This is a genomic window from Williamsia sp. Y712 (genome assembly GCF_059445525.1).
Genome location: NZ_JCAIUN010000004.1, coordinates 159,518 through 186,514, shown reverse-complemented (window position 1 = coordinate 186,514; position 26,997 = coordinate 159,518). Strand labels below are relative to the sequence as shown.

The 26,997-nt window shown below is 63.8% G+C and carries 27 protein-coding genes; 14 read left to right on the top strand and 13 right to left on the bottom strand.

All coding sequences use genetic code 11. From position 1 onward, the window contains the following. Positions 1–6: 6 nt before the first annotated feature. The 3 genes from AC1D75_RS24045 to AC1D75_RS24035 are packed head-to-tail and all read left to right on the top strand — an operon-like array spanning position 7 to position 3,717. The gene (locus AC1D75_RS24045) at positions 7–1,356 is read left to right on the top strand and encodes a hypothetical protein (protein ID WP_495517856.1); all 1,350 of its coding nucleotides are present in this window, start codon (positions 7–9) and stop codon (positions 1,354–1,356) included. Then, entirely contained in the window at positions 1,353–2,780 is a 1,428-nt protein-coding gene (locus tag AC1D75_RS24040) for an acyl-CoA reductase (protein WP_495517855.1), read from the top strand. The genes AC1D75_RS24045 and AC1D75_RS24040 overlap by 4 nt, the downstream gene beginning before the upstream one ends. A 16-nt stretch (positions 2,781–2,796) precedes the next feature. After that, complete coding sequence (locus tag AC1D75_RS24035) at positions 2,797–3,717, top strand: HpcH/HpaI aldolase/citrate lyase family protein (protein WP_495517854.1); 921 nt, start codon at positions 2,797–2,799, stop codon at positions 3,715–3,717. Between the two features lie 78 nt (positions 3,718–3,795). Here the strand turns inward: AC1D75_RS24035 and AC1D75_RS24030 are convergent, their stop codons facing one another. Genes AC1D75_RS24030 through sdhC form a run of 4 tightly spaced genes read right to left on the bottom strand, consistent with a single transcriptional unit; the run spans position 3,796 to position 7,234 of the window. Beyond that, positions 3,796–4,581, bottom strand: coding sequence for a succinate dehydrogenase iron-sulfur subunit (locus tag AC1D75_RS24030; protein ID WP_495517853.1), 786 nt, complete (start codon positions 4,579–4,581; stop codon positions 3,796–3,798). Continuing rightward, entirely contained in the window at positions 4,581–6,335 is a 1,755-nt protein-coding gene (sdhA, locus tag AC1D75_RS24025; RefSeq protein WP_495517852.1) for a succinate dehydrogenase flavoprotein subunit, read from the bottom strand. The genes AC1D75_RS24030 and sdhA overlap by 1 nt, the downstream gene beginning before the upstream one ends. 28 nt (positions 6,336–6,363) lie before the next feature. Then, positions 6,364–6,816 carry a succinate dehydrogenase hydrophobic membrane anchor subunit gene (locus tag AC1D75_RS24020; RefSeq protein ID WP_482138449.1) on the bottom strand — a complete coding sequence of 151 codons (453 nt, stop codon included), beginning with the start codon at positions 6,814–6,816 and terminating at the stop codon, positions 6,364–6,366. A 13-nt stretch (positions 6,817–6,829) separates the two neighbouring features. Next, complete coding sequence (sdhC, locus tag AC1D75_RS24015) at positions 6,830–7,234, bottom strand: succinate dehydrogenase, cytochrome b556 subunit (protein WP_495517851.1); 405 nt, start codon at positions 7,232–7,234, stop codon at positions 6,830–6,832. 224 nt (positions 7,235–7,458) lie between these two features. On the opposite strand from sdhC, the gene AC1D75_RS24010 reads away from it, so the two are divergent. The 3 genes from AC1D75_RS24010 to AC1D75_RS24000 are packed head-to-tail and all read left to right on the top strand — an operon-like array spanning position 7,459 to position 10,293. Beyond that, the gene (locus tag AC1D75_RS24010; protein WP_495517850.1) at positions 7,459–7,881 is read left to right on the top strand and encodes a cytidine deaminase; all 423 of its coding nucleotides are present in this window, start codon (positions 7,459–7,461) and stop codon (positions 7,879–7,881) included. Further along, positions 7,868–9,181 (top strand): thymidine phosphorylase, encoded by a 1,314-nt coding sequence (locus AC1D75_RS24005; RefSeq protein WP_495517849.1) that lies wholly within the window; start codon positions 7,868–7,870, stop codon positions 9,179–9,181. The genes AC1D75_RS24010 and AC1D75_RS24005 overlap by 14 nt, the downstream gene beginning before the upstream one ends. Then, on the top strand, positions 9,178–10,293 hold the full coding sequence (locus AC1D75_RS24000; protein ID WP_495517848.1) for an adenosine deaminase: 1,116 nt from the start codon (positions 9,178–9,180) through the stop codon (positions 10,291–10,293). The genes AC1D75_RS24005 and AC1D75_RS24000 overlap by 4 nt, the downstream gene beginning before the upstream one ends. Before the next feature lie 107 nt (positions 10,294–10,400). On the opposite strand, the gene AC1D75_RS23995 is transcribed toward AC1D75_RS24000, so the two are convergent. Continuing rightward, positions 10,401–11,693: a SatS C-terminal domain-containing protein gene (locus tag AC1D75_RS23995; protein WP_495517847.1), complete on the bottom strand. Its 1,293-nt coding sequence runs from the start codon at positions 11,691–11,693 to the stop codon at positions 10,401–10,403. A gap of 271 nt (positions 11,694–11,964) precedes the next feature. On the opposite strand from AC1D75_RS23995, the gene AC1D75_RS23990 reads away from it, so the two are divergent. Further along, the gene (locus AC1D75_RS23990) at positions 11,965–12,129 is read left to right on the top strand and encodes a hypothetical protein (protein ID WP_495517846.1); all 165 of its coding nucleotides are present in this window, start codon (positions 11,965–11,967) and stop codon (positions 12,127–12,129) included. Between the two features lie 16 nt (positions 12,130–12,145). On the opposite strand, the gene AC1D75_RS23985 is transcribed toward AC1D75_RS23990, so the two are convergent. After that, complete coding sequence (locus AC1D75_RS23985; RefSeq protein ID WP_495517845.1) at positions 12,146–13,249, bottom strand: C40 family peptidase; 1,104 nt, start codon at positions 13,247–13,249, stop codon at positions 12,146–12,148. Further along, positions 13,250–13,582, bottom strand: a complete 333-nt coding sequence (locus AC1D75_RS23980) for a type VII secretion target (protein WP_495517844.1) — start codon at positions 13,580–13,582, stop codon at positions 13,250–13,252. A 52-nt stretch (positions 13,583–13,634) separates the two neighbouring features. Between AC1D75_RS23980 and upp the strand changes: the two genes are divergently transcribed. Further along, complete coding sequence (upp, locus tag AC1D75_RS23975) at positions 13,635–14,258, top strand: uracil phosphoribosyltransferase (protein ID WP_495517843.1); 624 nt, start codon at positions 13,635–13,637, stop codon at positions 14,256–14,258. Positions 14,259–14,274: 16 nt separating this feature from the next. Here the strand turns inward: upp and AC1D75_RS23970 are convergent, their stop codons facing one another. Genes AC1D75_RS23970 through AC1D75_RS23950 form a run of 5 tightly spaced genes read right to left on the bottom strand, consistent with a single transcriptional unit; the run spans position 14,275 to position 18,636 of the window. Continuing rightward, positions 14,275–14,688, bottom strand: a complete 414-nt coding sequence (locus tag AC1D75_RS23970; RefSeq protein WP_495517842.1) for a VOC family protein — start codon at positions 14,686–14,688, stop codon at positions 14,275–14,277. Between the two features lie 30 nt (positions 14,689–14,718). Further along, positions 14,719–15,528, bottom strand: coding sequence for an ABC transporter ATP-binding protein (locus AC1D75_RS23965; RefSeq protein ID WP_495517841.1), 810 nt, complete (start codon positions 15,526–15,528; stop codon positions 14,719–14,721). A gap of 2 nt (positions 15,529–15,530) precedes the next feature. Further along, positions 15,531–16,130, bottom strand: coding sequence for a hypothetical protein (locus tag AC1D75_RS23960; protein WP_495517840.1), 600 nt, complete (start codon positions 16,128–16,130; stop codon positions 15,531–15,533). Positions 16,131–16,139: 9 nt separating this feature from the next. Next, complete coding sequence (locus AC1D75_RS23955) at positions 16,140–17,771, bottom strand: phospho-sugar mutase (protein ID WP_495517839.1); 1,632 nt, start codon at positions 17,769–17,771, stop codon at positions 16,140–16,142. A 25-nt stretch (positions 17,772–17,796) separates the two neighbouring features. Beyond that, positions 17,797–18,636 carry a purine-nucleoside phosphorylase gene (locus AC1D75_RS23950; RefSeq protein WP_495517838.1) on the bottom strand — a complete coding sequence of 280 codons (840 nt, stop codon included), beginning with the start codon at positions 18,634–18,636 and terminating at the stop codon, positions 17,797–17,799. A 110-nt stretch (positions 18,637–18,746) separates the two neighbouring features. Between AC1D75_RS23950 and AC1D75_RS23945 the strand changes: the two genes are divergently transcribed. The 3 genes from AC1D75_RS23945 to AC1D75_RS23935 are packed head-to-tail and all read left to right on the top strand — an operon-like array spanning position 18,747 to position 21,897. Continuing rightward, entirely contained in the window at positions 18,747–19,439 is a 693-nt protein-coding gene (locus AC1D75_RS23945; RefSeq protein ID WP_495517837.1) for an enoyl-CoA hydratase/isomerase family protein, read from the top strand. A 41-nt stretch (positions 19,440–19,480) separates the two neighbouring features. Further along, positions 19,481–20,680: an amidohydrolase gene (locus AC1D75_RS23940; protein WP_495517836.1), complete on the top strand. Its 1,200-nt coding sequence runs from the start codon at positions 19,481–19,483 to the stop codon at positions 20,678–20,680. Between the two features lie 35 nt (positions 20,681–20,715). Continuing rightward, a complete protein-coding gene (locus AC1D75_RS23935; protein ID WP_495517835.1) occupies positions 20,716–21,897 on the top strand; it encodes a M20 family metallopeptidase in 1,182 nt (393 codons plus the stop codon). A 25-nt stretch (positions 21,898–21,922) separates the two neighbouring features. On the opposite strand, the gene AC1D75_RS23930 is transcribed toward AC1D75_RS23935, so the two are convergent. After that, the gene (locus AC1D75_RS23930; protein ID WP_495517834.1) at positions 21,923–22,411 is read right to left on the bottom strand and encodes a gamma-glutamylcyclotransferase; all 489 of its coding nucleotides are present in this window, start codon (positions 22,409–22,411) and stop codon (positions 21,923–21,925) included. Positions 22,412–22,530: 119 nt separating this feature from the next. Here AC1D75_RS23930 and AC1D75_RS23925 point away from each other — a divergent pair, with 119 nt between their 5' ends. The 3 genes from AC1D75_RS23925 (at position 22,531) to AC1D75_RS23915 (ending at position 26,906) form a co-directional block, all read left to right on the top strand. Then, entirely contained in the window at positions 22,531–23,949 is a 1,419-nt protein-coding gene (locus AC1D75_RS23925) for an NAD(P)H-quinone dehydrogenase (RefSeq protein WP_495517833.1), read from the top strand. Positions 23,950–24,094: 145 nt separating this feature from the next. Beyond that, positions 24,095–25,270 carry an aminotransferase-like domain-containing protein gene (locus AC1D75_RS23920; RefSeq protein ID WP_495517832.1) on the top strand — a complete coding sequence of 392 codons (1,176 nt, stop codon included), beginning with the start codon at positions 24,095–24,097 and terminating at the stop codon, positions 25,268–25,270. Between the two features lie 76 nt (positions 25,271–25,346). Further along, positions 25,347–26,906 (top strand): HNH endonuclease signature motif containing protein, encoded by a 1,560-nt coding sequence (locus tag AC1D75_RS23915; protein ID WP_495517831.1) that lies wholly within the window; start codon positions 25,347–25,349, stop codon positions 26,904–26,906. Positions 26,907–26,997: the final 91 nt, after the last annotated feature.

Here is a 26,997-nt window from a genome sequence, read left to right as displayed (position 1 = left end):
GACCACGTGACTTCAGCCACCGAGAGGCTGGTGAGTTTGGTCGATGCGGAGGACCGCTTCGACCATTCGCCCGCCGAGCTGCTCCCGATCCAGATCGAAGCGCTCGAGGAGCAATTCCAGGAACGCAAAGATCGCATCAAACTGCTCGGTCACCGAGCCCGCGAGGCCGGCATCACCGAAGTTCGCAGCCGCGAGGACATGGTGGCGTTGCTGTTTCCGCACACCGCGTACAAGAGCTATCCCGAGAGCTTCCTGATCGAGGAGAAGTGGGACCGCCTCGGCAAATGGCTCGGGACGGTCTCCCCGCATCCCATCACCCCGATCGAGACCGCAGACATCGGCGACATCGACGAGTGGATCGGGCGCCTCGCGGCTGCCGGGCACTACGTGTCCTGCTCCAGCGGCACCACCGGAAAATCGGCGATGTTGCCGGCCAGCGACAAAGACATGGCGTGGTCGCGGATGGACACGGTCAACGTCTTCTCGTGGGGTTCGGGCGTCAAACCGGCCGCGGACCGGCGGATCATGGGGTTGGCGCCCACGGCGTCGGTCCCCAAGAACGAGGTCATCGCGGAGGCTCAGCTCGCGGCATTCGGTGATCCGGCCTTGGAGCGGTTTCGGTTGCCGATCCCACCGATCACAGTCGGTTCGCTGACCCAGATGGTGGTGCTGCGCAAGAAGATCGCCGATGGCACCGCCCGACCCGATGAACTGGCGGACTTCGAGCGGACCTCGCTGGAGCGTCAGGAGGGCCTCGACAAGGCGATGATCCGCGGCGCAGAGGCGCTCATCGAGTATCGCCACGAAAAGCTCTACCTCGCGGGGATGTGGAACTCGCTGTACCAGCTGGCGAAGCTGGTTCGCGACATGGGCTACTCCGCGAAGGACTTTCATCCCGACAACTGCATCTACGTCGGTGGCGGACTCAAGCGGGCGCAGCTGCCACCGGACTATCAGGAGTTCGTCCACCAAACCTTCAACATCCCGGCCAGCCGGGATTTCCAGAATTACTCCATGCAGGAGCTCAACTCCGGAATGCCCAAATGCCAAGCCGGGGAGCGCTATCACGTACCGCCGTGGATTGTGCCCTTCGTCCTCGACGAATCCGGGGAGAACCTGCTTCCGCACGAGACCGGTGAGATCGAGGGGCGCGCAGCCTTCTTCGACCTTTCGCTCGACGGTCGTTGGGGTGGCGTCATCACCGGCGACAAGATCTCGCTCGACTTCAGTCCCTGCGCCTGCGGCTCCAAGGGCGCATCGATCCGCGACAACATCGCCCGCTACGCGGATATCAAGGGCGACGACAAGATCGGCTGTGCCGGCACTGTCGACGCATATGTGAGAGGTCTGTCATGACAACGATCGACACCGACCGGGCAGTGGACCACACCACGGTCTCGGCGCCGTTCTTCCTGCGGGGAGAACTGTTCGAGGGCCAGGAAGTCTCGCACCGTTCCCGCGATCTAGGGGTCACGTTCACCACTCCACGCATCGCGATGGACAAGGTGGTGCACCCGCGCACCGAGCTGCCACCCCTGCTCAACGTGCCGCTCGCCGAGATCATCGACTTCCTTGTCGAGACCGGTCAGCGCATCAACGATCCCGGGAATCCCTTTGTGCAGGACTGCATCGACCGGATGGCCTCCACGCACGTCCTGCCGCGCGCAGTGCTGCAGGCGCAGGTCCAAGGCGCAGCCGCCTATCTCGACAAGCGGGTGCTCGAGGCCGTCGTGGAGCAGAACTTCCCGGACCCCAAAGCGCTCGACGAATGGGTTCCGAAGGGGGACTTCACCGGTCGCAAGAGTTTCGTCCGTGCCTTCGCGCCGCGTCTGGTTCATGTGCTGCCCGGCAACTCGCCCGGTGTCGCCGTGAAGTCCATTGCCCAGGGCGCGATGGTCAAGGCTGTCAACCTGTTCAAGATGTCATCGAGTGATCCGTTCACCACCGTCGCGATCCTGCGGACCATGGCAGAGATCGATCCGGACCACGCGATCGTGAAGTCGATGTCGGCGGTCTACTGGCGCGGCGGCGACGACCAGGTGGAGCGCGTCCTCTATCGCCCGCAGTATTACGACAAGATCGTGGCCTGGGGTGGCGGTGATGCGATCAACAACGTGATCAAGTACCTGGGACCGGGGTTCCAGCTGGTGTCGTTCGATCCCAAGACGTCGATCTCGATGGTCGGCAAAGAGGCGTTTGCCTCTGATGAGTCGCTCGACCTCGCTGCCGAGTTGGCTGCCACCGACGTCATGATCTTGAACCAGGAAGCGTGCGTGGCCAGCCGCTTTGTACATGTCGAGGCGAACCAGGAGGACGCCGACCGATTCTGTGAACGCCTCCACGCGCGGATTGTCGCGAAGGCAGCAGATTCCGGGGATCGTCGGCCGTTGGAGATGGACCTGCGCGAACAGGTCGACACCTTGATGATGCTCGACGACGAGTTCCGGGTGTGGGGCAAAACCGACGGCACCGGTCTGGTGATCCGTTCGGACGAGCCGGTTGACTTCCATCCGATCAACAAGACCGCCAACGTGGTGCGGGTCGACTCCCTCGACGACGCGATGAAGTACGTCAACGTGGCGACTCAGACCGTGGGCTTCTACCCGTTCGACCGAATGTGCGACTACCGCGACCAGCTTGCCAGCGGCGGCGCACAACGGATCGTTCATCTGGGTGAGGCGGGGCCGAGCACGATCGGCAATCCGCACGATGCGATGTACCCGTTACATCGCCTGGTGCACTGGATGGCCCATGAGGATGGCGTCGACGACGGTCGGTAGGGGATCATGTTCTTTTGTGAACGCCTCTAAGATTCCTGTCACCACTGTCGACCCCGACGAAGTCGGCTCGCGCATCGATCCGGTGCTGGCCCGAAGTTGGCTCCTGGTCAACGGTTTGCAGAATGAACGCTTCCAACCGGCCGTGCATTCGCGTGCCGACATCGTTGTCCTCGACATCGAGGATGCGGTGGCACCGAAGGACAAGGTCGCCGCCCGCGACCACGTCGTCCGGTGGCTTGCCGGTGGCAACCGCGACTGGGTGCGGGTGAACGGATTCGGCACCCAGTGGTGGGCCGATGATCTGGCCGCACTGGGTGAGGTCAAGGTCGGTGGCGTGATGCTGGCGATGGTCGAGTCGGTGGACCACGTCACCGAAACCGCGAAGCGACTGCCGGGTGTGCCGATCGTGGCCTTGGTCGAGACCGCACGTGGTCTGGAACGGATCAGCGAGATCGCCTCGGCCAAAGGCACATTCCGTCTCGCCTTCGGGATCGGCGACTTCCGCCGCGACACCGGATTCGGTGATCAGCCCGCGACCCTGGCCTACGCCAGGTCGCGTTTCACCATCGCGGCCAAGGCGGCGCACCTGCCGAGTGCGATCGACGGTCCGACCGTCGGTTCATCGGCGCTCAAACTCAGCGAGGCCACCGCGGTCAGCGCGGAGTTCGGCATGACCGGAAAGATCTGTCTGACACCGGATCAGTGCGCCGCGGTCAACGAGGGACTGTCTCCGTCGCACGAAGAGGTCGCGTGGGCGCTGGAGTTCTTCGCCGAGTACGAGCGCGACGGGGGAGAGATCCGCAACGGATCAGATCTGCCCCGTATCGCCCGTGGCACCAAGATCCTGGATCTGGCCCGCGCCTACGGCATCGAGTTCAACCAGGAGTACGACGACCCGGACCACATGCCGGCACCGTCGGACACCTACCACTACTGATCGCCAGGCCGAACACAAAAATGGTCGCCGCCCTCGAAAGGGCGGCGACCATTTTGTTGTCAGATCAGATCAGTGCGATCAGCGTGCAAACATCAACGCGCGCTTGACTTCCTGGATCGCCTGGGTCACCTGGATGCCACGAGGGCAGGCGTCGGTGCAGTTGAAGGTGGTGCGGCAGCGCCACACCCCGTCGACGTCGTTGAGGATGTCGAGGCGTTCGGCGGCACCTTCGTCACGGCTGTCGAAGATGAACCGATGCGCATTGACGATCGCGGCCGGACCGAAGTAGCTGCCTTCGTTCCAGTACACCGGGCAACTCGTGGTGCAGCAGGCACACAGGATGCACTTGGTGGTGTCGTCGAAGCGGGCGCGGTCGGCCTGGCTCTGGATGCGCTCACGGGTCGGCTCGTTGCCACTGGTCATCAAGAACGGCTTCACGGCGCGGAAAGCGTCGAAGAACGGTTCCATGTCGACGACGAGATCTTTCTCGACGGGCAGGCCCTTGATGGGCTCGACCGTGATGGTGATCTCCTTGGACTTGTCCTTGGGGAGCATGTCCTTCATCAGCAGCTTGCAGGCGAGCCGGTTGACGCCGTTGATCCGCATGGCATCACTGCCGCAGACGCCGTGGGCGCACGAGCGACGGAACGTGAGGGTGCCGTCGAGGTAGCCCTTCACGTACAGCAACAGGTTGAGAAGGCGGTCGGTCGGCAGAGCCGGGACCCGGAAGCTCTCGAAGCCCTGGGCGTCAGGATCTTCCGGGTTGAACCGGCTGATCTTGAGCGTGACCATGGTCGCCTCTTCAGGGACCGGAGGCAACGGCGGATCGTCGTGCCGGACAGCGGTATCGGTTGTGGCAGTCATCAGTACTTCCGCTCCATCGGTTCGTAGCGGGTCTGGACCACGGGCTTGTAGTCCAATTCAATCGGGGCGATCAGTCCGTCGCCCTTCTTGTAGGCCATCGTGTGCTGCATGTAGTTGACGTCGTCGCGGGTCGGGTAGTCCTCGCGGGCATGCCCGCCACGGGTTTCCTTGCGGTTCAGCGCACCGACCACGGTGACCTCGGCCATTTCGAGCAGGAAGCCCAGCTCGATGGCCTCGAGCAGGTCGCTGTTGAAGCGCTTGCCCTTGTCGTGCACGCGGATGCTGTTGTAACGCTCCTTGAAGCCGTGGATGTCGTTCAAGACCTTGGTGAGCGTCGCGTCGGTGCGGAACACCGATGCGTTCGCGTCCATCGTGGCCTGCAGTTCGGAGCGAATGTCCGCGACGCGCTCGTGTCCGTGCTCGGACAGGATCGTCTCGAGCCAGCCATCGACCATGGCGGTCGGTGCCTCGGGGAGAGGGGTGAACTCGGTGGACAGCGCGTACTCGGCGGCAGCGATGCCGGCGCGGCGACCGAACACGTTGATGTCGAGCAGCGAGTTGGTGCCGAGACGGTTGGCGCCGTGGACCGAGACGCAGGCACATTCGCCTGCGGCGTACAGACCGTGGACGATCTCGTCGTTGTTGCGCAGCACCTCACCGTTGATCTTGGTGGGGATACCGCCCATGACGTAGTGACAGGTGGGGAACACCGGCACGTACTCGGTGACCGGGTCGACGCCGAGGTAGGTACGGGCGAACTCGGTGATGTCCGGGAGCTTCTCGTTGAGGACGTCCTCGCCGAGGTGGGTCACGTCGATGTAGACGTAATCCTTGTTCGGTCCGGCGCCGCGGCCCTCGAGGACCTCCAGCACCATCGACCGGGCGACGATGTCGCGGGGCGCGAGGTCCTTGATGGTCGGGGCGTAGCGCTCCATGAAGCGTTCACCGTCGACGTTGCGGAGGATTCCGCCCTCACCGCGGACGGCTTCGGAGATCAGGATGCCGAGGCCGGCCAGACCCGTCGGGTGGAACTGGTGGAACTCCATGTCCTCGAGCGGCAGGCCCTTACGGAAGACGATGCCCATGCCGTCACCGGTGAGGGTGTGGGCGTTGGACGTGGTCTTGTACATCCGGCCCGACCCGCCGGTGGCGAAGACGATCGACTTGGCGTGGAAGACGTGGATCTCACCGGTGGCGAGTTCGTAGGCGACCACACCGGTGGCCACCTGCTCACCCTGCTCGTTCTCGGTGAGGCAGATGTCGAGTGCGTAGAACTCGTTGAAGAACTCGACGTCGTGCTTGACGCAGTTCTGGTACAGCGTCTGCAGGATCATGTGGCCGGTGCGGTCGGCGGCGTAGCAGGCACGGCGGACCGGGCTCTTGCCGTGATCGCGGGTGTGACCACCGAAGCGGCGCTGATCGATCTTGCCCTCAGGGGTGCGGTTGAACGGCAGCCCCATCTTCTCGAGGTCGAGCACGGCGTCGATGGCTTCTTTGGCCATGATCTCGACCGCGTCCTGGTCGGCGAGGTAATCGCCGCCCTTGACGGTGTCGAAGGTGTGCCATTCCCAGTTGTCTTCTTCGACGTTGGCCAGTGCTGCGCACATTCCGCCCTGGGCCGCGCCGGTGTGGCTACGGGTCGGGTAGAGCTTCGTCAGCACTGCGGTGCGGGCGCGCGGCCCGGCCTCGATGGCCGCGCGCATCCCGGCGCCGCCGGCGCCGATGATGACTACGTCGTAACGATGTTCCTGCATGTGTTTGTTGCTCCGATTCGGGCCGGGTCTAGACGCTGTTCACGTCGAAGGTAAGCAGGGCATAGGTGCCGGTGAGCAGCACCAGGATCATCGACAGGACCAGCAGTGTGTTCAGCCAGAACCGGGTCGAGTCCTTGCGGGAGTAATCGGCGATCACGGTACGGACGCCGTTTCCTCCGTGAAGCTGGGCGAGCCACAGCATGGAGAGGTCCCAGACCTGCCAGAACGGTTCTTTCCAGCGGGCGGCGACAAACGAGGCGTCGATCCGGTGCACACCGTCGTCCCACGCCAGCATGATGAACATGTGACCGATGGTCAGAATGATCAGTGCGATACCCGAGAAGCGCATGAAGAGCCATGCGTTCTTCTCGAAGTTGCCACCCTTGGGCCGGCGCGGTGAGCGCGGGTTGTCGAGGCTGGCCGGACGATCGTGGTCGGTGCCGTAGGTTTTGGCGATCCGAGGTGCTTGTGATGCGGTCATCTGCGGCGCCTTCCTAAATGTGTTCCACGAGCAGCTGCAGCAGACGTACCGTCGCTGCGCCGAAGATGATCACGAACAAGGTCAAGATCGTCCACAGCATCTGACGCTGGAACTTCGGTCCCTTGGACCAGAAGTCGACCAGGATGATCCGGACACCGTTCAACGCGTGGTACAGCACGCAGGCGACGAGTCCGATCTCCATCAGACCGATGATCGGGTTCTTGTACGTCTCGATGATCTCGGAGTATTTGTCCGGATCGATCCGGATCACTGCCGTGTCGAGAACGTGTACAAAGAGGAAGAAGAAAATGGATACGCCGGTTATCCGGTGCAGCACCCAGGACCACATGCCTGGGTCGCCCCGGTACAACGAGCGCTTGCGCACCGGTTTGGGCGCGGTCTCGGTAGGAATGCTCATCGAGAAATTGGCCTCCAACATCGTTGATGGACGCGTCGAGCGCGGTTCCGGGCTGCTCGATCGTGGACCCACGTCAAGAACCATAAACCTAAGCTGTTGTGAGAAAGAATCCTGCCCGAGTGGAGATGAGCTGCAACACATCTCGACTTAGGGTTGCCTTACCAAGGTTTTAGTGTGTAGGTGATGTCCGCTTTCGTGGGCGTCGATGGCGAAAGGGCTACCCTGTGGCACCGGAAATTGACTGGAAAGTACTGCGGGACAAGGCTATTGAGGTAATGGGGTGGGCATATGCGCCTTATTCGGGCTATCCGGTGGGTGCGGCCGCAATAGTCGATGACGGCCGTTTTGTGACGGGTTGCAATGTGGAAAATGTCTCATATGGATTGGGCCTGTGCGCCGAGTGCACATTGGCCGGAAATCTCCACGCAACCGGTGGTGGGCGCCTGATCGCGCTCAGTTGCACGGACAGCCGGGGTGAGGTGCTGATGCCCTGCGGGCGTTGCCGACAGGTGTTGCTCGAACACGGCGGACCGCAGATGTTGATCGATCATCCGGACGGCCCGAAGTCCTTGGGCGAGTTGCTTCCGGACCATTTCGGTCCGTCCGACCTGGCCGCCGGACGGGTGTCGGGGGATGTCCGTGGCTGAGGTCTTCGACGCGGTCTCGGTGATCCGGACCAAGCGTGATGGCGGGGCGCTGAGCGATGGCCAAATCGATTGGGTGGTCAACGCCTACACCGCCGGCCTGGTGCACGACGAACAGATGTCGGCGCTGGCGATGGCGATCCTGTTGCGCGGCATGGACCGTCGTGAGATCGCCCGGTGGACCGAGGCGATGATCAACACCGGTGAGCGAATGGATTTCACGCACCTGCATCGCGGCGGTGAACCACTGGTGACCGTCGACAAACACTCGACCGGTGGGGTGGGCGACAAGATCACGTTGCCGCTGGCGCCGTTGGTGGCGTCGTATGGCATTGCGGTGCCGCAATTGTCGGGACGTGGCCTGGGTCACACCGGGGGAACGCTCGACAAACTCGAAGCCATCTCGGGATGGCGTGCAGACCTCACCAACACCAGGATCACCGAACTACTCGAATCGGTCGGTGCCGTGGTGTGTGCGGCCGGTTCGGCGTTGGCACCTGCCGACAAGAAGCTCTACGCACTGCGCGACGTCACGGGGACGGTCGAGTCGATCCCGCTCATCGCGAGCTCCATCATGAGCAAGAAGATCGCCGAGGGCACCAGTGCGCTGGTACTCGACGTAAAGGTCGGTTCTGGTGCATTCATGAAATCCGAGAGTGATGCCCGTGAGCTCGCCCAGATCATGGTCGAGATCGGCAATGACGCGGGTGTCCGGACGTCGGCCCTGCTGACATCGATGTCCGAGCCGCTGGGTCTGACGGCAGGCAATGCGCTCGAGGTTGCCGAATCGTTGGAGGTACTGGCCGGTGGTGGTCCACCCGATGTCGTGGAACTGACGGTGGCGCTGGCGCGCGAGATGCTGGCCGCCGGTGGCATCACCGGGGTGGATCCGGCCGAGAATCTTCGCAACGGCAAGGCGATGGACCTGTGGGAGGCGATGATCGCCGGACAGAGCGGTGATCCGAAAGCACCTCTGCCGCAGGCAGATCACGAAGAAGTCATCAGGGCCCAGGAGGCCGGGGTGATCGAGTCGATCGACGCGATGGCCGTCGGGGTGGCGGCTTGGCGGCTGGGAGCGGGCCGCGAACGGCAGGGCCAGACCGTCCAGGCCGAAGCCGGTGTGCGGTGGCACGCGGTGGCCGGGCAAACGGTTCGCGCCGGTGACCCGCTGTTCACCATGTACACGCAGACACCGGAGCGGTTCGAGGCCGGAGCTCACGCGCTCACGGGTGCGGCTGTGATCGGTTCGGCAACGCCGCACACCGGGTCCCGGGTCATCGATCAGGTTACCGTCAACTCATGACATCATCGCCGCTGGATCTGACCTCCATCGCGCTGGCCCCGAAGGTGCTGCTCCACGATCACCTCGACGGTGGCCTGCGTCCGGAAACGGTGCTCGAACTCGCCCACGAAGCCGGATACAAATCTCTTCCGGCGGACAATCACGCAGATCTCGCGACATGGTTCCGGGAGGCCGCCGACAGTGGCTCGCTTGTCCGATATCTGGAGACGTTCGAGCACACGGTGGCCGTGATGCAGACCGCCCCGGCTCTCGAACGGGTGGCTCGGGAGTGCGCCGAAGATCTCGCGGATGACGGTGTTGTCTACGCCGAGGTTCGGTTTGCGCCGGAACAGCACCTCGAGGCCGGGCTGTCGCTCGACGAGGTTGTCGAGGCGGTGTTGCGTGGCTTTGTCGACGGCACCGCGGAGGCCGCGGCTCGGGGTCGCCGGATTCAGGTTCGCACCCTCGTCACCGCGATGCGACACGCGGCGCGGTCCCGGGAGATCGCAGAGTTGGCGGTGCGATACCGGAATCAGGGTGTGGCCGGCTTCGACATCGCAGGCGCCGAGGCGGGCTACCCGCCGAGCCGTCATCTCGACGCGTTCGAATACATGCGGGCCTCGAACGCACCGTTCACCATTCATGCCGGGGAGGCCTTCGGGTTGCCGTCGATCCATGAGGCCATCAGCTTCTGTGGCGCCGATCGGCTCGGACACGGGGTCCGAGTCATCGACGACATCACGTTGCCCGAGGGGGCCGACCTCGCCGCGGACGCATTCAAGGGCGCGCAGCTGGGGGACATCGCGAACTATGTCCGCGACAAGCGGATCCCGCTGGAATTGTGCCCGAGCTCCAATGTGCAGACCGGTGCTGTGGCAAGTCTGGCCGAACACCCGTTCAATGTGCTTGCGCGACTACGGTTCCGGGTCACCGTCAACACGGACAACCGACTGATGAGCGATACCAGCATGAGCCGCGAGTGCAAGGTGCTCGTCGACCAATTCGGCTACGGATGGTCCGACCTGGAGCGCTTCACGGTGAACGCCATGAAATCGGCGTTCATCCACTTCGACGAACGTTTGTCCATCATCGACGACGTCATCAAACCGGGCTATGCGGTCCTGATCGGCTGAACTGTCGGCTGACCTGCCCTGAAAACCGCTGAATACGGGGGCGGCGAGGGAACATATCCCTTGCCGCCCCCGTATTTGACTGTTTTCAGGGCCAAGAAGAAGGCGCGTCAGCCGCGCTTCTTCTCCAGGCGGGTGTCGAAGTCGTGCTCGAGTGCCCGCCAGGCTTCGGACTCGTTGTCGAACGGCGGGCTCGGCGCCATCCGCTTCGGATCCGGGTTGAGCGTGTAGTCCACGAACCAACCGAGTGGCGTGGTCGTCCCCAACGCCTCGGCCACCGAATCGTCGTCCGCATAATCCGCTGCGTCCGTGAGCAGTTCGACAGCCAATTCGAGTTGCTTGCGGTCGATGCGGCGCGGGCCGTCGAGGATGTCATCGGTCAGGCCCGGCAGTACGTAGACGTTGTCTTCGTAGACGTCGATCTCGAGAGATCCGTCGGTGGCCGCGACCTGGATGTCCTCGAAGGTGCTGATCGGCGACAGGTCGTGTTCGTTGTCGTCGGCCAGGTACCGCTCCAGGGCACGCTTGGAGGTGAAGGCGAAGATCTTGCCGTTCTTGCCGAGGAAGACCGGATCGTCGTCCAGATAGCAACGGAGCGAGAAGAACTCGCCTTCGGCGGTGACGATCTGGATGGGGTCGATACCGACTGACGCCCAGAAGTCGTCTTCGTCGATCTCTTCGTACTCGTCTTCGTCTTCGTCGTCTTCATCAACGAGGTCGTCGTCGTCGTCTTCGTCATCGTCTTCGTCGTCACGGTCGACGATCTCGACGTCCTCGTCTGGCTCGTCCTCGTCTTCGGCGCTGGCGGCTGCGAGGAGTTCGGCGTCGGCGACCGCAACGGCTTCGGCGTCGACCTCCGGAGTGCTGATGACCTCATCGATCGCGTCGATGACGTCGTCCCAACGCTTGTCGATGAGCGTGCCGATGCGCTCCCACAGTTCGGCTCCGTCTTTGCCGATGAAGTTGCGGGTGCCGGTGGTGACCGCGCCGAGGATGGGATTGCCGTTGAAGAACTTGGTGATCGGCGTCAATTCGCAGACCTCGCCGATGATCCGGACGATCTCGAGGACATCCTCGAGCTTGGCGATGACCTCAGGGGTCGGGTCTTCGGCAGCGAGCTCCGGGACGGCGATGAGGTCGAAGGACTTGTCCTGCGCCGGTTCGAACTCGTCGGCCTTGAGTCCGACGACCGTCTTCCATGCCGGGTGCTCATCGAGATCGTTTTCAGCACCCGACCGGACGAATGCGACAAGCTCGGCGACCGAGCCGAATCCGTACAGGTCTTCGTCGAGACCCAGGAACGCCTCCCACTCGTCATCGCCCTCACGCCAGCGGGGAGCCCACAGCGTAAAGGTGTTGCCTTCGGTGATCACGAGTTCAATTGGGACGATGTCTCCGGCCATGGGGACAGAGCCTAGTCACCGATGATGACCATGGGCCACCTCGCCTCACCATTACTGCTGTGGCTTTGTCGTGAATTTGTCGCCGCGTCTGAGATCGGCCGGTAAATGCCCTCGAATGTGAGGCTCGATTCGGCGACTCCGCCCGGCACAACGCGTGTTGCGGACCGTTGACTTCGGGAAAGCTCGGAGCCTGATCGTCAGCAAGGAACAACGTCATCGCGGTGTGTGAGTGTCAGCACATCAACGGCCACGCGATGCGACTATGGAGAGCATGAGAGATCCAGAGGCAATGGAGGACGACGAGTTGCGCCCCGGGCTCTTTGCGTCGCAGCGGACGCGAGAGTTGGCGATCGCGATGGATGATCCGGACAACCTCCCACACATCGAAGAGCACATCCGGCGGTACGAATTCGAAATCGTCAGACGCGGCCTGTAGTCACGTAGGCCTGCAGTCACGTGGGCCGGTAGAAGCCCTCGAACGTCTGACTCAAGTTTGACGTCCGGACGGGTGAAACGCTGACCGGGTCGCCGGCTTCGACCATCTGGCCGTTGCCGATGTACATCGCGACGTGTCCGGACCAGACGGCGAGATCACCTGGCCGCAGATCGGCTTGTGAGACCGCCACACCGGCGGAGTCCTGTTCTTGGGCGAGGCGGGGGAGTTCGACGCCTGCCTCGCGGTACGCCCACTGGGTCAGGCCGCTGCAGTCGAGGCCCACGCCGGGAGTGGTCCCGCCCCAGACATAGGGGACGCCCTGCTGGCTCAACGCGGCCCGCACCGCCTTGGCTGCGCGCTCGTTGGGGGCATAGGCGACCGAGCCGTCCGGCAGGGTGATTGCGACACCGGTGCCGTCGGTGTTGGTGGCCGACAACCCGGCTGGAACGGTCGATGCGGCGCCCTGGTCCGGCGGCAGTCCTGAATCGGTGACGGTGGACTGTGCGCCCGCGGTGACGGGCCCGAGGGCGGCGTTCGCGAGATTGCCGAGTTCGGTGCCCACTCGAGCCAGCTGGGCGGTGACCGGATCGGTGGTGGCCGACGCGGTGATGGCCGGCGCGGGTGTGCGGCCGATCTGCAGAAGCCTCTCGGTGTCCGTGCTCAGTCTCGTGCGGGTGCGTTCGACGACGTCGATGCCGCGTTGCAGGTGGGCCATCGCAATCGGGAGGATCGCGGCGATGCCCGCGGGGGTGAACAGCGTCGGGCCCATCGCGGCCGCGATCGTCACAAAGGAATCGAGAATGGCCTCGAGTTCGAGGGCGGCCTGTCGCACGGTGTCGCCTGCCGACTCGATGATGTCGGCGATGGCAAGGCTGTCGTCGGAGTAGTTGGCCGCCGCGACGACTGCCTCGTCGAGAACCGCGATGGCCGAGTTGGCGCCTGCCCCGGACCACTGTGGTTTGAGTTCGGTGTTCACGCGGTACTGGCCGGCCCGGGAATCGTCGAGAACCGTTGCGATTGTTCTCAATTGCATCGTCGGCGCACCACCCGGCAGGATACCGGTACCAAGGGTGGCAAGGAGTGCTTGCAGCGGCGCGATCAGGATCTCGACGGGGATCATCTACAGGGCCTTGATCGGATGGACGCTATTCGGTTGGGCGCTGATCTCGCGCGCACCGGTGTCGTCGGCGCCCGAGTATGTGGCGGCGGAATTCTGTAGGTCGGTTGCCAGCGCGTCGATCCGGGACGCGAGGTCGGTGAGTTCACGGCTGTGTCGGTCGGTGACCATCACCGCGGCGGCCGCGAACTCGGCACCCATGAGACCGAATGCCGGAATGAGTGTGGCTGCCTCGACGCGACCGGTGGCCGCGTATGCCGCGATTTCGGCAGCCACCGATCGTGTTCCGGCAGCAGCGGCGGTCAGGGCGGCAGGTTCAACAGATACCGAAGTCATGGGTTTACGACGCGATGGGCGGGTGGTCTGGTTCCCCTCGTATGGTTATCCCATGCAGATCCGGACTGTCGATCATCCCTTGGCCGCGGCCAGACTGACCACCTTGCGCGACAAGAACACCGATAACGCGGCGTTTCGTGGGGCGTTGTCAGACCTGACCCAGATGCTCATCTACGAGGCGCTGATCGGTGCTCCGGTCACCGAGATCGCGGTGTCGACGCCGGTGACCGAGACCACGGGCGTGCGGCTGGCTGCGCCTCCGCTACTGGTACCCGTGCTCCGCGCCGGTTTGGGCATGGTCGAGCAGGCGCACGCCATGGTGCCCGAGGCCAACGTGGGATTCGTGGGTATCGCTCGCAACGAGGACACCCACCAGCCGGTGCCGTACCTCGAGTCGCTTCCCGACGACCTGTCCGGCCAGCCGGTTTTCGTCCTCGACCCGATGCTTGCCACCGGTGGTTCGATGATCCACACGATCGAGTTGCTCGTCACCCGCAAGGCCACCGACATCACCGCGGTGTGCGTGGTGGCTGCGCCCGAAGGTGTGGCAGCGCTGGGTGATTCAGGTCTTCCGGTTCGCCTGGTGACCGCGGCCATCGACGACGGTCTCAACGACGTCGCCTACATCACGCCGGGTCTCGGCGATGCCGGTGACCGCCAGTTCGGACCCCGCTGATCCGACTGCGGCCTGATCAGGTGGCCGGACGGCGAGTGTAGAACTCGAGGGCGATGCCATCGGGGTCGCGGAAGGCGATGAGTTGTCCGATCATCCCCGTCACGATCCCGTTGTGTTCGATCTGGGCATTGTCGAGTATCGAACGCCAGCGTTCCAGTTCGTCGAGGTCGGCGACTTCGAACGCCAGGTGATCGAGACCGGGCCGGAATTCGGAGAAGCCGTCCGGGGTTGCGCGAGGACCGTGTGAAATCAGACTGAGGGTGAGCCCGCCGGGATGATGGAGCATTGCCTTGTCGGCATCGTCTTTCTGTTGGCGCGAGGCGACCTCGAAGCCCAGGACCCATCGGTACCAATCGATGCTCCGGTCGAGGTCGACAACAGTGATGCTGACGTGATGGATGGCACCGATCGCCGGGAAGTCAGCTGTCATGGGATTGCCTCCGATCGTGGGTTTACGGATCTAACGACTGCGCGCCGCCCACCGACCACCATCGCGCCTGACCTGGACCGGGTGGTCGAAGCACTTGGTGATGGTCGCCGATGTGAGAGCCTCGTCGACGCTGCCCTGGATGACCGTTTCCCCATCACGCAGCAGCAGGGCATGACTGGTGCTGGTCGGCAGGTCTTCGAGATGATGGGTGACCATGACGCTCGCCAGATCGGTGACTTCTTTTCGGAGTTGGTCGATGCTGGTCAGCAGCTGTTCACGGGCGGCGAGGTCGAGGCCGGTGGCGGGCTCGTCGAGCAACAGCAGTGACGGTCGCGGCATGAGAGCCCGCGCGATGAGGGTGCGCCCGCGTTCGCCCTGACTCATCGTGGTCCACACCGATTCCCGGCGCGCAGACATTCCGAGTAGCTCGAGAAGATCGTCGGCATGGCGGTGATCGGCAGTGGTGTACGTGCGGCGGGGGTCGAGCTCCGGGGTGTTGGTCAGCCCGGTCAGGACGACGTCATGCGCCCTCAATGGAAGATCGAGGCGGTGCCGCGGGTCGACATGTCCTATGTGCGTCCGCAATTCGCGCATGTCGACCCGGCCCAGACGGTGGCCGAGAACGTCCACCGTGCCGCGGGTCGGGTGCCCGAACGCGCCGAGGATGTGTAGAAGCGTCGACTTGCCTGCGCCGTTGGGGCCAAGGAGCGCCCAGTGCTCTCCGGGACTGACGGTGAAGTCGATGTCGCGCAACAGGTATCGCCCGCCGCGCACCACGTCGATTCCGGCGGCGTGCAGAACTTCGGGCCTGGGGTCGGCATTTGATTCGGATGGCATCATGATCAGTTCGTCCAGTAGTAGAGCATTGGTTCCTGCGAGACGACCACGCCGTTCGTTGCGATGGTGAGGGACGTCGGTGTCATCTCATAGGTGGTGTCGCGGTTCAACGCCACGAACTGGTTCCCGGAGCGCGTCGGATCCGGGATCTCGACGCCCAGGCCGTTCGCCAGACCCTTGTAGTAGTAGCGACCCGACTGATTATCCGACTGGCAGACAACAATTTTCGACTGATCTGTCTGGCCGACCATGACCACCGTGTCTTCTGGGCCGTTGCAGCGTGGACCGCTGACAAAGCCTTGCTGATCTGCGCCGGGGACATTCGGCACCGGAACAGCCGGTGTCGAGGTCGTTGTGGTCGGCGTCGGCGAGGGGGTCGCGGTCACGGTCGACGGCTCGGCCGTCACGGTGTGCGTCGACACCCGCGGGCCGGCTGTGGTGCTGCTGCCCTCGGCTTCGGACGCGGGGTCATCCGACGGGATCAGGAGAAATCCGAGGAGGATGGCCAGCGCCAGTACGAGTACGCCGGCCACGATCGCACCGATCACAACCGGTGACGACCATGGAGATCGCGGTGGGGGTGTCGGGTAGTAGTTTCCGCTCACGCGCTCACCCTACCGGCGACCCCCGGCACAGTAGGCGGTGACTTGGGAGGTGATCGTGGCCATTCGAGCCTCCGCCGAAGCTCGTGCGGTTGCCGGAGGTGGGCCGGGGGATTCGGCGACCTCGAGATAGAACTTGAGTTTCGGCTCGGTACCCGAGGGCCTGGCGATCACCCTGATCTGGCCGGTCTGAGAGGTACCGGTGAGCTGCACCGCGTCGGTCGACTGACCCGGCGCGCGTTGGAGGAGATCCTCGGCGTCGACCGCGATCCCGTCCAGGTGCTGCGGTGGGTTGGTCCGAAGGTTCGCCATCACCTCGGTGATCTGAGCGAGGTCGTCGACACGCAGTGAGTACTGGCCTGTCAGATGGACACCGTGCTCGGTCGCGATTTCGTCGAGACGGTCGGCCAGGTCTCGGTCGGAGTCGGAGAGCTGTTGGGTCAGGACACTGAGCGCGACCGCGGCGCTGATGCCGTCTTTGTCTCGGACTCCATCAGGGTCGACGCAATGTCCGATGGCTTCTTCATAGGCGTACACCAGTCCTTCTCCGGCTCGGACCAGCCATTTGAAACCGGTCAGCGTTGCCGCGTACCGAACGCCGGACGCCTTTGCGATCTTGCCCAACAAGCTGCCGGAGACGATCGTGTTGGCCACCAATACGTCTTCGCCGGTGTGCTGGGCGATGATCTGGGAGCCGAGCAACGCGCCGGTTTCATCGCCGGTGAGCATCCGCCATATGCCGTCGATCCGCGTGCCGACCGCACAACGGTCGGCGTCGGGGTCAAGGGCGATCGCGATGTCGGCGTCGATGTCGACGGCCAGTTCGAGCAGCAGGTCCGCAGCGCCCGGCTCCTCGGGATTGGGAAACGCGGCGGTGGGGAACGCCGGATCCGGGGCATGCTGCAATCCGACCACCGTGACATTGTGAAATCCGCACTCGCGCAAGGCCTCTACCGCGAGATCGCCGCCCACACCGTGCATGGCGGTCAGCGCGATCCGGATCGTTCGATGCTCGTGGTGACCGAACCGGGTCACGATTCGAGCCAGGTAGTGCGCAATGTTCTCGTGCGCGCGATCATCCGGCGCCACCGGTGTCCGCGGGATACGGTTGGCCGGTCCGGTGGCCGCGATCAATTGCTCGATCTCTGCGTCGGCCGGCGGAACCAGTTGCGCCCCTTGATCCAAGTAGACCTTGTAGCCGTTGTCGGCAGGCGGGTTGTGCGAGGCGGTGATCTGGATCCCGGCGACAGCGTCCAGGTTTCGGACGGCGAAGGCAACCAGGGGTGTCGGTCCTGGACCGGGCAGCGCGACCACGTCGAACCCCTGCGCCGCAAGGACTTCCGCGACCGCGTTGTAGAAGTCCTCGGAACCGTGGCGGGCATCGCGACCGACAACCACTGTGCCACCTGCATGACCGTGGTCGATCAGCCACTGCCCGACCCCGGCGGTTGCCTTGGTGACCACCGCGACGTTCATCCCCAGCGGCCCGGCGCGGACCGGGCCGCGTAGGCCTGCGGTCCCGAAATGCAGGGTGTCGGAGAACCTCTCGTCGATCTCGTCGGTGTTGAGCGTGGCGAGTTCGGCTCGGGTACGCGGATCGGGATCGGCGTCGATCCAGGCCTGGACTGCTTCGAGCGGCGTCATGAAAAGTCCTGTGTCATGTGGGGTCTCAGATCTGTTCGATCACCTGGGCCAGCAGGTGACCCATCCGGGTGGCCGAGGCGCGGCCGACTTCCAGGACTTCTTCGTGATTCAGCGGTTCGCCGGTGATACCCGCCGCAAGATTGGTGACCAGCGAGATGCCCAGGACCGACATGTTTTCCGCACGGGCGGCGATGGTCTCGTGCACGGTCGACATGCCCACCAGGTCGGCTCCCAGGACCCGCAACATGTTGATCTCGGCGGGTGTTTCGTAGTGGGGCCCGGGAAGTCCCGCGTAGACGCCTTCGGCGAGGGTGGGATCGACGGCCTGAGCGATCTTCCTCAGCCGCGGTGCGTAGGCGTCGACGAGGTCGACGAACTGCGCGCCGATGAGAGGGGAGCGGGCCGTGAGATTCAGGTGATCACTGATCAGGACCGGCTGGCCGACCGTCATGTCGTGCCGCAGACCGCCGGCCGCGTTCGTCAGCACGATCGTCTCCACCCCGCACTTGGCGGCGGTCCGGACCGCGTGCACCACGCTGCCCAGTGGATGTCCCTCATACGCATGGGTTCTGCCCAACAACACCAACACCGAACGGCCGCCGATGCGCAACGAGTGGACGGTGCCGGAGTGTCCGGCCGCGCTCGGCGGCGTGAAACCGGGCAGCTCCGCCATCGGGATGCTGGTGTCGGCGGTACCCAAAGCGGCAGCGGCAGGCGCCCATCCCGAGCCGAGGACGACGGCCACATCGTGGCTCGGTTTCCCGGTTGCCGCAGCGATCGCGTCGGCCGCCGCCTGCGCTGCGCCGGTGGGATCGATCGTCGGATCGGAACTGGTTGAAATCACGTCGGGTCCGTCGGTTGCCATGGGACAACCCTAAGACGAAAAGGGGCGGCTTTCGCACCCTGAGTCGGGTCCGGCGCAAACAGGGCTGTGTCCGTCGCATCGGGAATGGCCGGGACCGATAGGCTCGCGACATGCCGTACGTGACCACACATGACGCCGTCCACACCCTCTATCTGGGCACCGAGGGTGACGACAGTGATTCCGACAATCGTTTCGGAATCGACTGGCTCGACTCCATCAATGCTCGCCTCGATGAGGTCGCCGACAACAAGCCGGGCGCGTTGGTCATCACCGCAACCGGAAAGTTCTTCTCCAACGGCCTCGATATCGATTACATCGGCGCCAATGGCGACAAACTTCCGGCATACCTCGACCGCGTCCACGCCCTGTACACGCGGATCCTGACGTTCCCGCAGCCCACCGTTGCTGCGATCAACGGCCACGCTTTCGGCGCCGGTGCCATGTTGGCGCTATGCGCCGACCACCGGGTGATGCGGACCGAGCGGGGTTTCTGGTCGCTTCCCGAGGTGATGCTCGGAATGCCGTTCACCAAGGGGATGGCGACATTGATCCGGACCCGGCTGCCCGATGCCGCCGCCACCGAGGCCATGACCACCGGACGTCGGTACGGCGGCCTCGATGCGGTTGCCGCCGGAATCGTCGAGCAGGCCGTCGATGTCGATGTGCTGACATCCACGGCCTCCGACATCGCGGCCGGGCGAAGTGCCCTGGCCGGACCGGCCCTGCAGATGATCAAGAAGGGTCTCCGCGAGCCCCTACTCGCCGACCTCGCCTACCTGACCCCGGCCAACCTGGTTGGTTAACTCGGATCAGGCCGCAATCGCGATGGTGAGACAATGAACCGATGACACAGATCGGGCAGCGAGGCGCGCGTGCCGTACAGGCAGTGGCCGGTGACCTGATCGAGTTGTCTCATTCGCTTCACGCCGAACCGGAACTGGCGTTCTCCGAACACCGCAGCGTCGCCAAGGTGACAAGCCTGCTCGACGGCTACGGATTCGAGGTCACCACCGGCGTTGCCGACCTTCCCACCGCTTTCACCGCCACCTACGGTTCGGGTGACCTGGTGGTCGGGCTCTGCGCCGAGTACGACGCGTTGCCCGGTTTGGGGCATGCGTGTGGCCACAACATGATCGCCGCGACCGCGGTCGGTGCAGCGCGTGGTCTCGCGGAGGTCGCCGATGAACTCGGCATCACCGTCCTGGTCCTCGGCACTCCCGCCGAAGAGACCGGGGGCGGAAAGATCGTGATGGCCCGCGCCGGGGTTTTCGATCCCGTTGCGATGGCCTTGATGGTGCACCCGGGTCGGATGGACGAAGTGGCCAGCCGGTCCTTGGCATTGGATGATCTGGCGATTCGATACACCGGTGTCGAATCCCATGCCGCGGCTGCGCCCGAGCGCGGCCGCAACGCCGCGGATGCGGCCACCATCGCGCAGGTTTCCCTCGGGCTGTTGCGCCAACACCTGAAGGCCGGCCAGCAGATTCACGGAATCGTCAGCGACGGCGGCAGCGCCCCGAACATCGTGCCCGGGCACAGCGAGCTGCTCTATTACCTGCGAGCTGTCGACGAGGCATCGCTGGCCGACCTGCGTGAGCGCGCCGAGGCGTGTTTCGCGGCCGGTGCGATGGCGGCGGGCTGCACGTACGAGATCTCGACCGTGTCGCCGACTTACGTTGAACTCCGGCACGATCAGCGACTACTCGCGGCGTACCGGGGTGCGATCGCCGACCTCGGACGCGAAGTGATGCCGGCAGCGCTGGAGGGTGTGCGTCCACTCGGCAGCACCGACATGGGCAACATCAGCCATGTGCTGCCGTCCATCCACCCCATGATCGGCATCGAGAGCAACGGCGCCGGAACCCATGAAATCGAGTTCGCGGCCGCCGCTGCGTCGCCGTCGGCCGATCAGGCGGTCGTCGACGGGGCGCTGGCCCTGGCAGCCACCGCCGCTCGGGCGGCGGCAGATCCGCAGTGGCGCGAAGACCTCCTGCAAGAGCAGGAAAAACGAATTGGTTCAGTCCCGCGTGATGCGGGCAGATGACGATGAGTGTGTAACGAGATATGAGTGGGCAACACGTGGATGTAGAACGTTTCCTGAAGGATCTGGACGGTTGGATCAACGCCAACACCGCGCAGTTGGTCGCGTGGCGTCGGGACTTTCACTCCCACCCGGAACTGTCGCGAAGTGAGCTGCGCACCACCGGCTTCGTTGTCGACGAACTGACGAAGGCCGGCCTGTCCCCACGGGTTCTGCCCCAGGGCGTCGGCGTGGTCTGTGACATCGGCCCGGCCGGACCGTTGGTGGCGTTACGCGCCGACATGGATGCACTGCCGATCTCCGAGCTGACCGGTCTGCCGTTCGCGTCCACCGTCGAGGGTGTCTCGCATGCCTGCGGGCACGACGGACATACCGCGATGTTGTTGGGTGTGGGTAAGGCGCTGGCATCGATGGATGACCTGCCGATCGGTGTTCGACTGGTGTTCCAGGCGGCCGAGGAAGTGATGCCCGGTGGCGCTCTCGATGCCGTCACCGCCGGCGTCACGCGCGGTGTGTCGCAGATCTACGCCCTGCACTGTGACCCGAAACTCGAGGTCGGCAAGGTGGGACTACGGCGTGGTCCGATCACCTCGGCTGCCGATCATGTCGAACTGGTGTTGCACTCGCCGGGTGGACACACCTCACGACCACACCTGACCGCGGACCTCGTGTACGCCATGGGAACGGTGATCACCGGTCTACCCGGAGTGCTGTCACGGCGCATCGATCCGCGCACCAGCACCGTGATGGTCTGGGGTTCGGCACATGCGGGCGATGCGCCCAATGCGATTCCGCAAGAGGGTCGTCTGCGCGGCACGGTGCGTACCGGTGACCATGCCACCTGGGCGCTGCTCGAACCGATCGTCCGCGAGATCATCGAAGGGTTGCTGTCGCCGTTGAGCGTGCGCTACGACCTGATCTACAAGCGCGGCGTCCCGCCGGTTGTCAACGATTCGATCTCCACCGAGATCTTCCGCGACGCGATCTTGTCGGTGAGCCCCGACGCGCTCGCCGACACCGCGCAATCCGGTGGTGGAGAAGACTTTTCGTGGTACCTGGAGAACGTTCCGGGTGCGATGGCGCGGCTCGGCGTGTGGTCTGGCCGCGGACCGCAGGTCGACCTGCATCAGCCCAACTTCGACCTCGACGAGCGTGCGCTCGCGGTGGGCGTGCGGACGCTGGCCGGGATCGTCCTGCAGGCGAGCCTGCGCAGCCGATGACAGTCGCGGGGCCCGCCGGTCTGAACTAGTGGTCCGGTCCCGGGCTGTCGGGTCCTGGCCCCACATTCCGTGATTCCCGGACCCGCAACTGATGCACGTAATCGGAAGGTGCACCGGCGATTTCAGCTGCCTCGGACATGACGCCGAGGTAGCGCGCGGAGGGTAGGCCACCTTCAAATGCGTCCAGGACATACAGCCATGCCAGCACCGGTCCGTTGGGTGTGGTGATGCGGCAACGGATCTTGCGGTGGATCCCGAGTTCGGAGCCCTCCCAGCGGTCAAGGCTGGATTCGTCGTCGTCGGTGACGTCGTACAAGACGACAAAAACGCGGGCATCGGGATCGTCGCGATCTTCGGTGACTGTTGCCAGTGCGCCTTCCCAGCCGATGTCGCCGCCACCGAACGTCAGCCGCCACCCATACAGCCAGCCGGTGCCCGCCATCGGAGAGTGGGGGGCACGCATGAGCATCTGTTCGGGATGCATGTTTGAGCCGTAGGCCGCGTAGATAGGCACGGAGAGGAGCCTAGAGGGTCAGCTCCCCATCGGGAAAGTGCAACAGGCGATCGACTAGATTCTCAAGTGGCGCCACCCCGCCGGCAGGCCCATCCGACATCCCTGGGAGTTGACCTGAAATGACCAAAATCGTGATCCTCGGTGGAGGACCCGCCGGCTATGAGGCGGCACTCGCCGCCGCCACCTATGGTGCCGACATCACCATCGTCGACAGCGACGGCATGGGCGGTGCCTGCGTCCTGTGGGACTGCGTCCCGTCGAAGACCTTCATTGCCTCGACCGGGATCAGGACGGATGTGCGCCGTGCCGTTGACCTGGGGATCAACCTGCAATATGACGGTGCGCTCGTGTCGTTGCCGCAGATCCACGAGCGGGTCAAGGATCTCGCCTTCGCCCAGTCATCCGACATTCGCTCGCGGCTCCTGAGCGAGGGTGTGCGGATCATTCACGGTCGCGGCCGTCTCGCTGCGCCCGAGGCCGGATTTGCCCGACACAAGATTCTCGCCACGCCGTTCGGGACCGACGGCAGCGACGACACCGAAGAGATTCTCGACGCCGATGTGGTGTTGATCGCAACCGGCGCGTCGCCCCGAGTTCTTCCTGACGCCCAGCCTGACGGTGAGCGGATCCTCACCTGGCGTCAGATGTACGACCTCGATGAATTCCCCGAACACCTGATTGTCATCGGTTCGGGTGTCACCGGTGCGGAGTTCGTGCACGCGTACACCGAGCTCGGTGTCCCGGTGACGTTGGTCTCCAGCCGGGACCGGGTCCTGCCCCATGAGGATGAAGACGCAGCTCTTGTCCTCGAGGACGTGTTGGCCGAGCGCGGCGTCACGTTGGTGAAACACGCACGTGCCGAAAAAGTCGAACGCACCGCCGACGGCGTGAAAGTCACCCTTGCCGATGGGCGCACCGTCGAGGGCTCTCATTGTCTGATGACTGTCGGATCCGTTCCGAACACAGACGATCTCGGACTGGAGAATGTCGGCCTGGAGCTCGCCCGCGGTGGCTACCTGAACGTCGACCGGGTATCGCGGACCGCAGTGCCCGGTATCTACGCCGCCGGTGACTGCACCGGGCTGCTGCCGCTGGCATCCGTGGCCGCCATGCAGGGGCGAATCGCGATGTACCACTCGCTGGGTGAAGGTGTGTCGCCGATCCGACTCAAGACCGTTGCGTCGGCGATCTTCACCCGACCTGAGATCGCCACCGTGGGTGTCAGCCAGCAGGCCATCGACTCCGGCGAGTATCTGGCCCGGACGGTGATGTTGCCGCTGGCGACCAACGCGCGCGCAAAGATGAGCGGTTTGCGGCGTGGCTTCGTGAAGATCTTCTGCCGTCCGGCAACCGGTGTGGTGATCGGTGGAGTTGTGGTCGCTCCCAATGCGTCTGAGCTGATCCTTCCGATCGCGCTCGCAGTGCAGAACAAGCTGATGGTCGGCGACCTGGCGCAGACATTCTCGGTCTACCCGTCGTTGTCCGGATCGATCACCGAGGCCGCTCGTCAGCTGGTTCGTCACGACGATCTGGACTGACCGTCCCATAATTTGGGAAATACATTTCATATTTCGGTTAAGGCGCGCTAGCCTGGGTTTTGCGACTCACACTGGCGCGCCTTATTCGGTGACCACTCTCATCACCACACTTTGTTGATAACTGCTGCTGTGGAGAGTGATTGCCGTGTCTGTTGTTGGAAGTCCTTACGCACCATCGCACGCGTTGGCGAATGTTCGTGGGTCAGCGATCCGTGATCTGCTGAAGCTGACCGAACAGCCTGATGTGCTCAGTCTCGCCGGCGGATTGCCCGCCACCGAACTGATTCCTGCGACGCGAATCTCGGAGTCGGCCGCACGCATCAGCGCTGATCCGGCCTCGTTGCAATACACCGCGAGCGCAGGGGTGTACCCGTGCCGCGAAGCGGTGGCCCGGTACGTCGGCGCCGATGATCCAGGTCGGGTTCTGCTCACTCACGGTTCGCAACAGGCTCTGTCCCTGTTGGCGCATGCGTTGGTGAATCCGGGTGACCTGGTGGTGGTCGATGACCCGGTGTACGTGGGTGCGCTGCAGGTCTTTCAGTCGGTGCGGGCACGGGTGCGTGCGCTGCCGATCACCGCATCTGGATGTGATGTCGGCGCGCTGCGTGAGTTGCTCGAAGCCGGCGAGCGACCGCGGATAGTGCATACCGTCAGCAACTTTCACAATCCTGCCGGGGTGACGGCCACAGCGCAGACCCGAATCGAATTGGCGCGGTTGGCCGATCACTACGGCTTCATCGTGGTCGAAGACGATCCTTACGGGCGACTACGATTCTCTGGTGCGGAGATCGAACCGATTGCGGCGCACGGCGATCGAGTTGTCCGGCTGGGGTCGGCATCGAAGATTCTGGCACCGGCGCTGCGCGTCGGTTGGATGAGCGGCCCGCCTGAGGTGATTGCAATGGTGGAACTGCTCCGTCAGGGTGCGGATCTGTGTGGGTCTACCTTCAGTCAATTGATGGTTGCGGAGTTGCTCGATGACCAAGCGTGGCTCGATGAGCATATTTGTCATGTGCAGTCTGAATACCGCCTGCGTGCAGCTACTTTGGCTGACGCGTTGCACCGTGAGCTGGGGGAGAAGGTTCAGTTCTCTGAGCCCGAGGGTGGCATGTTCTGCTGGGTTCGGATGCCTGGTGTCGATACGTCGCGGCTACTGACGGATGCGGTCGATGCCGGTGTGGCATTTGTGCCGGGTGCGGCCTTCGCAGTGGAAGAAGATTTCAGTGATTGCCTGCGGCTGAGCTTCTGCACTCTCCGACCTGAAGGGTTGGACGAAGCGGTTCGGAGATTGGCTGCGGCTGTGGAAAGTTCGTCGAATTAGTTCGAAAAAGTGTTCGACTTGCGGTGTCTCCTGAGGTAAACTGATTGAAAGCGTTCGATCAGATGTGCTGGGGGGCATGATGACTGACGATCCATCTGATGAAGTCGGGGTTGGTTCTTCTTCGGTTCCGGTGTTGGTGCGTAAGTACCTCGAGTTGGAGTTGCTGGTTGCCGATATCGCGGACTGTGCTGATTCCGATATGTCTGGGGCGGAAGTCAATGAGCTTGTGCGGGTGCATGAGCGGATAGTTCGCAAGCTGGAGTTCATCGGGTTGGGTCACCTGTTGCGGGTTTCGGATCGGTCATCGTTTACCGAAGCCGGGTACTCGTCGCTGTTCGGTTTCACCCGTAGCGAGTTGCGGCTGACCAAAGGGCAAACCATGTCCCGGATCCGGGGCCTGGAGGCGGTCGGCCGGTTTCACACGATGCAGGGTGAGGAGTTGGCGCCGAAATGCCCTGCCGCCGAACAGGCCTGGGCTCACGGGTTGATCGGCGGGGCGCATATGGATGTGATGTTGGATGTGCGCAAACACATTCCGTCTGCTTCCGATCCGGCGGTGTATGACGTGGTCGATCATTGGATGACTGAAGAAGCTGTCGGCCAGGACCCGACGCAGTTGGCGGCATCGGGTCGTGCGGTGTTGGCGCGGGTTGATCCCGATGGCCGGCTGACCGATGATTCGGATCGCGCGCGTAAACGGTCGGTGAGTATCGGTGGTCAGGGCGTGGATCTGATGGCGAAAATCTCCGGCACCCTGGATCCGGAAACCCTGGCCTTGTTGCGGACGGTGATGGATGTGTGGGCTGCCCCGGGGATGAATAATCCGGCCGATCCGAACTCGCCGACCGGTGCGTCCGATGATCCGAAACAGGATGCTGAACTGGTCAAGGCTGCCGCTGAGCGTGATATCCGTTCGACGGGCCAACAGTGTCACGATGCGTTGAAGGCGATCCTGAAGACGATTTTGGAGTGCAATCTGCTCGGTAAGTCTCATCGGGGTTTGCCGGCGCAGTTGATTATCACGATGACCAAAGAGCAGCTCGACGACTGTGCGGGGATCGCGAGAACTGCGTCCGGGGTTGATATTCCGGTCAAAGAGGCCCTGCACCTGGCAGCCCGGTCCGACAAATATTTGGCGGTGTTCGCTGACCACTCCGCGGAGGTGTTGTATCTGGCCCGGACCAAACGGACCGCGCAGAAGGGTCAGCGGTTGGCTTTGTTCGTCCGGGATCGGGGTTGTTCGTACCCAGGCTGCACCAATCCAGCGACCTGGGTCGAGGCCCATCATCTGATTGCCTGGATCAACGGTGGGCTGACCGACATCAACATGATGGGTTCCGCGTGCCCGCCGCACCACAAGTTGGTGGGTGATGGCCCGGGCCAGTGGCAGACCATCATGATCACCGAAGGCCCCGACAAAGGCCGGGTCGGGTGGATACCCCCGGCAAGTGTGGATCCGGAACGCACACCGCGGGTCAATCGCGCCCAGCACGTCAACGAAACCTTCGCAGCGGCCTGGCAAAAAGTCCTCGCCGACCGCCAGGCGGTGTTGGCCGAAAAGCTGGCGGAACCGACCGGCAGCGATCCGGAGGTCCAACCCGATCCGGACCCGGATAGTCCTGACCAGGGCGAATAGCTGAACGAGTGTTGGACCGCGCCATGGTCTGGGTCTAGATATCGAGTTCAATGCTGGTTGGAACCGATCGCCACCGGCTAACGTCGTACCT